The sequence below is a fragment of the Flavobacterium sp. UBA5153 genome (assembly GCA_002413745.1).
Classification (GTDB): domain Bacteria; phylum Bacteroidota; class Bacteroidia; order Flavobacteriales; family Flavobacteriaceae; genus Flavobacterium.
Genome location: DHXP01000054.1, coordinates 3294 through 8504 on the forward strand (window position 1 = coordinate 3294; position 5211 = coordinate 8504).

Sequence of the window (5211 nt, forward strand, 5' to 3'; positions counted from 1 at the left end):
GTTAAATATTGGTAGTTAATAATGCCCTACTATTTATAAATGTTTGTAGGGATTATATTTGTTGCGATGTGACAAGGTTTAACTTTTTTGTCTACAACATTGAATATTGATCAAATTTTAATTAGAAGATATCCCAAAACAATTTGGTTTCACTTTTATCACCACCTATTTTTGCTGACGCATTAGTATAGTTCGTTCCATTAAGTTGTTGCTCATTTCCTGGATATTTTAATCGGTTTGGAAAACCAGATATAGCATTAACGGGCAATGTTAATTGTGGAAAATCTAATCTGCGAACTTCCAACCATCCTTCAAATGGGCGATTGTATAATGCAATCCATTTCTGAAAACCAATTTTTTGTTTCCATCCGCCTGTGGCAGTGGTGTAAGCAACGTCTGGTCTTAATAAGTAGATATCGGCATCTGTATTGGTACCTCCCCAATAAATTATTGAAGCTTTTACGGCATTATTATAATGTGATTCAGCCGAACCTGTTACAGTATAACCACGTTCTTTCGCTTCAGCCCTATAAAATTCCATTTCGACATAGTCTATCAATACATTTGGCGCATCTGGTGCAGCAACACGGGCACTTGGTTTAGACATTTTAGGATAATCACTCGGAACACCCATTATTCCTCCAACATACTCCCCAGCATTATTAACACCAAAAAAGCCTGGTTTACGAGGATCCGCATAATTGTTTAACACATCCATTAAATCTTTTGCTGCAATATAATCTGTACGACCCGCCAATACCAATTGGTCATATAATGGATTGTTATTTGGTGTGGCGCTAAAATATTTGATAAAGGCATCATTAGCTGTAGAATTAATAGCATTTGGGTTTGCTTTTTCAAATGCCGCTTTTGCTCCTGCATTATCTACGTCAGCGATGGTCATCGCCATTCTTATTTGCAACGAATTTGCAAAAGAAATCCACTTAGATACAGAACCATGAAAAAGGATGTCTTCTGAAGATGTAAATCCAGGGGCAGCAGTATTCAATTTGGTTATATCATCCGCTAATCTGCGCATTAAATCGTCATTTATAGTTTTGGCATCATCATAAACCGGGAATAATATTTTATCATCCAATGCTTGGGTATAAGGTACATCACCAAAAGTAGTTATTAAAATGTTATAGGCATACACTTGCATAATATCAACCATAGCTAATTGATTTGCTTTTTGTGTTGGATTTAATGTGGCATCATTTGTTATTATTCTGGCACTTTCTTTTAAATCGTTTAATACATCTCGATACATCCTAGTCCACCAAGCATTGTGGATTGATCTTGTGATATAATCATATTGAGCTTCTTCTTGAATAATTGCTTGGGCCCAATGATTTACAAAATGACGAAAGATGTTAACATTAACGCTTGCCGAGGCTAAACCATCCGACATCGATTTTACTGCATTTGAGAATAAGGGCCCTGGGGGGATTTCACTGGCGCGCTTTGTTTCATCGTTAAAACGGGTAATGTCGTTTGTACAGGCACTAATAAATAAAATGCCGAATAGTATTAAAATATATCTTTTTTTCATGATTCCTGAGTTTATAATTTTACTTTAATATTTAAGCCAATGGTACGAACAGTAGGATAAGATCCACTTTGGTACCCTTGGACATTACCAGAGGATAGGTTTTCTTCCGGATCGGCGTATGGTACATTTTTATGAATCAGCCACAAATTTCTGCCTGTCAATGAAAATTCGACATCATTTATAGATTTCATTTTTGAAAGCACTCTTTTAGGAAGTGAATAAGAGATGGCCACTTCTCTCAGTTTTACATAACCGGCGTCATAAACGAAATCCGATTGCGCCTGATATGCGCTAGTACCTGAAACAATGGTAACTCTTTTAGTATTCGGTTGTCCATCTGCCGTTACACCGGGTAAAATTATACCACCGCCACTGGCAACAGCATCACGCTTTGGGTTTCCAAGATCGTTAAGTCCAACGGTTTCAGGTAAAATGCCCGACATTGTTCCATAGTACATATCTAAAGAAAATAATTGACCTCCTTTTTTAACATCAATCAAGAAGCTTAAAGCTAAGTTTTTATACTTGAAAGTGTTACTAAGGCCGCCAATCCAATCTGGATTAACATTGCCAACTACATTTGATGTAGTAGTTGTGAATTGATATAATCCATTTGATTTTATCAATCTTTCTCCGTTTAACATTTCGTAAGTGGTGGTTTGCAATTCGCCATAAGGCTTGCCAATTGAAGCATTTAAACTTACTCCACCCTGAAAAGATCCTAATTGTAAATTTTTGCTATCATTATAAAGCGATAGTACTTTATTTCTGTTTCGCGTAAAGTTTACATTTATGTCCCATGAAAAGTCGCTGTTTTTTATCGGACTGCCATATAAAGAAAATTCGACACCTTTGTTCTCAATGTTACCGGCATTCATGAATTTACTGGAATACCCGATTGCTGTAGAAACTGCCACAGGGATAATTTGATCTACAGTATTGGTATGATAATAAGAGGCGTCAAAACCGAGTCTGCTATTAAAAAAGGACATTTCCAGCCCAATTTCTTTACTGATGGTTTTCTCGGGTTTTAATTGACCATTGTTTTTAGTATTCGGTAATGAGAAAAGTAAAGTGCTGTCAAAAGGATTGGGTTTATCGTATACGTCTTTAATGCTTCCCCATGCGGCATCGTTACCAACTGTAGCATAATTTACCCTGATTTTTCCAGAGGATAACCATTCTAAATTTTGTAAATGATGCGAAAATAAATAACTGCTAGAAATGGCATAATAATTATAGGCATTTGCATCTTGAGGTAAGGTAGACGATTTATCCCTGCGCAAGGTTCCGTCTAATAATAGATAATCTTTATAGCTTATGGTAGCTCCTCCAAATATTCCATCAACTGCTTTTGGCTGATACGATTCAATAGGGGCAGGAACGATACCCTTGGAATTGGAGATTGCATACAGTTTTGGCACAACTAGACCACCTGATGTTTGAGAAAATACCGAAGATATTGTATTTCTTCTTATGTTAACACCAGCCAATGCGTTTAATCTAAAATCCTCATTTATTTTTTTATCGGCCGTAGCAAGTAAATCATAGTTTGTCTCGTTGTAGTTTCTGTTGAAACGCGAATAAGATGGAATACCTGCGCTTCCAACTGCTATATGTTCCTCTTGGGCTTCACTATAAGTATCTACTGAAACTCTACTCAAAAGGTTTAACCAGTCTGTGACTTTGTAAGAAAGGGAAACGTTTCCTATCACTCTGTTTCTTGAATCATTTTCATAATTTTCATAAACTACCCAATAAGGATTGTCACTAAAACCGGGCTTTAAGTTGGTAAGTAAAGTTGGATCTGCCCAGTTCCACGTGATGTTTTGTCTATTTCTGAAATAAGCATCTCTTTGTTCTAAAACATCAACGTTAGTTTCGTTAAAATGACGGAAATTACTGTTTACATTCCTTCCGCTATCGTAACCGGTTCCATATCTTCCTTTACCGTTAGTTTGGGAATAATTTACTAAGCCGCTCACCACCAGTTTGCTTGTTAAATTATAACTGGCACTAAAATTCACAATATTTTTCAACAAACTACTATTTGGCAAAACGCCTTTTTCATCATTTCTTGAGTATCCAAGTTTAAAAGTACTTTTATCTGGTACCGATCCATCAATCATAACGCTTTGACTGGTAGATATAGCCGTTTCATAAAAATGCTCGGGTCCATTTTTAGGTGCAATCCAAGGTTTTGGTTTTTGATAATTTGGAGACGCTGGATCAAACGATTCCCAATCATACACCATTAAATTTGGGTCATAATGTGGTCCCCATGAGCGTGGAGCAAAAGTAGGAACTACCAAATCTTTAATTCCATCGGCATTCACATCGAAATATAAAAAACCGTCTTTATCTTGAGCAATTGAACGCCCGGCTCCGTACTCTTGTTGATATTTTACGAATGTTGAGTTATCGATTTTGCCCACAGTCATTCCACTATTAATAGAAACACCTAATCCGGCTTTTGGCTTTTTGGTTGTTATCATAATTACGCCATTGGCGGCTCTTGATCCGTAAAGAGCCGAGGCTGCTGCACCTTTCAAAACGGTAATGGAAAGGATGTCATCCGGGTTGATATCGGCTGCAGCATTGCCATAGTCGTATCCACCTGCTCCTGCTCTTTGTGAAGCTGAATTTGTGTTTGAATTGTCAACTGGAACTCCATCCACCACAAAAAGGGCCTGGTTACTTCCGGATAAAGATTTATTGCCCCTTACCACTACATTTACAGATCCGCCAATGGAGTTTCCTTGTGTAATTTGTAAACCGGATATTTTGCCGGAGAGTCCGCTGGCTAGATTATTTACCCGAGTTTTATTCATGTCATCGCCACTTATTTGTTGGGCTGCATAAGGCAATACGTTTTTCTTTCGTTGAATTCCAAAAGCGGTTACCACTACTTCAGAAAGTTCATTTGTAGTGCCTTCTTTTAACCGTACTTTAATCGTGTTTGCAGCGCCGACTAAAATGTTTTTAGATTCAAAACCAATATAAGAAATTACCAATGTTTTGCCAACATTGACTTCTATAGAAAAAACACCGTCTAAATCGGTTGAAGTTCCTTTTGTTTCCCCTTGGATATTGACATTTGCCATTGGTAATGGCACTCCATTGCCGTCAGATACTACTCCTTTAATTGTTTTTACTTGCGCAAAAGTGATTTGTGCGGTAAAAACAATCATCATAATTAAGAAAAGTTGCTTCATATTGAATGTTTTTAAATTTATTTTGTAAATATATCATTATATCCTTCATAAAAAAATAAATTAAACACGATTCTCAGTAAAAAAGCAAAAACTATAAATTATTTTAATCGTTTTTACGGTAACATTGGATTTTTAACGTAAAATTTGGATAAAATAATTCGGAATAATTAGTTAGGCTAAAAACGATTCAAGCCTTATTGTGATTAGCTTTGAAGTAAAAAAGCGTTGAATAAATTTTGTTGATTATTGAGTTTTATTTTGCCTGATATATTGCCGCTTTTTTTCGAGTGAAATGCACTTTTTGACAATCTTACAATCGTTTCTTTGATTTTTTAATTAAATAATTGACAATTAATAAGCGGAATTTATGTATTGAATCTAAGCAAAGTAAAAGTAAATAAAAAAAAGGGGGCTGTATTTATTATTAACCTGAATTCGATTAAT

2 protein-coding genes are annotated in these 5211 nt (G+C 36.0%); both read right to left on the minus strand.

Annotation, left to right across the window (positions count from 1 at the left end; genetic code table 11):
- Positions 1–121: 121 nt before the first annotated feature.
- Positions 122–1552: a SusD/RagB family nutrient-binding outer membrane lipoprotein gene (locus B2145_RS10430; protein WP_291101916.1), complete on the minus strand. Its 1431-nt coding sequence runs from the start codon at positions 1550–1552 to the stop codon at positions 122–124.
- Between the two features lie 11 nt (positions 1553–1563).
- A complete protein-coding gene (locus tag B2145_RS10435; protein ID WP_291101918.1) occupies positions 1564–4767 on the minus strand; it encodes a SusC/RagA family TonB-linked outer membrane protein in 3204 nt (1067 codons plus the stop codon).
- Positions 4768–5211: the final 444 nt, after the last annotated feature.

Coding starts and splice junctions, on each gene's coding strand:
- B2145_RS10430 (WP_291101916.1), bottom strand. CDS start 1,552: ATGAAAAAAAGATATATTTTAATACTATTCGGCATTTTATTTATTAGT.
- B2145_RS10435 (WP_291101918.1), bottom strand. CDS start 4,767: ATGAAGCAACTTTTCTTAATTATGATGATTGTTTTTACCGCACAAATC.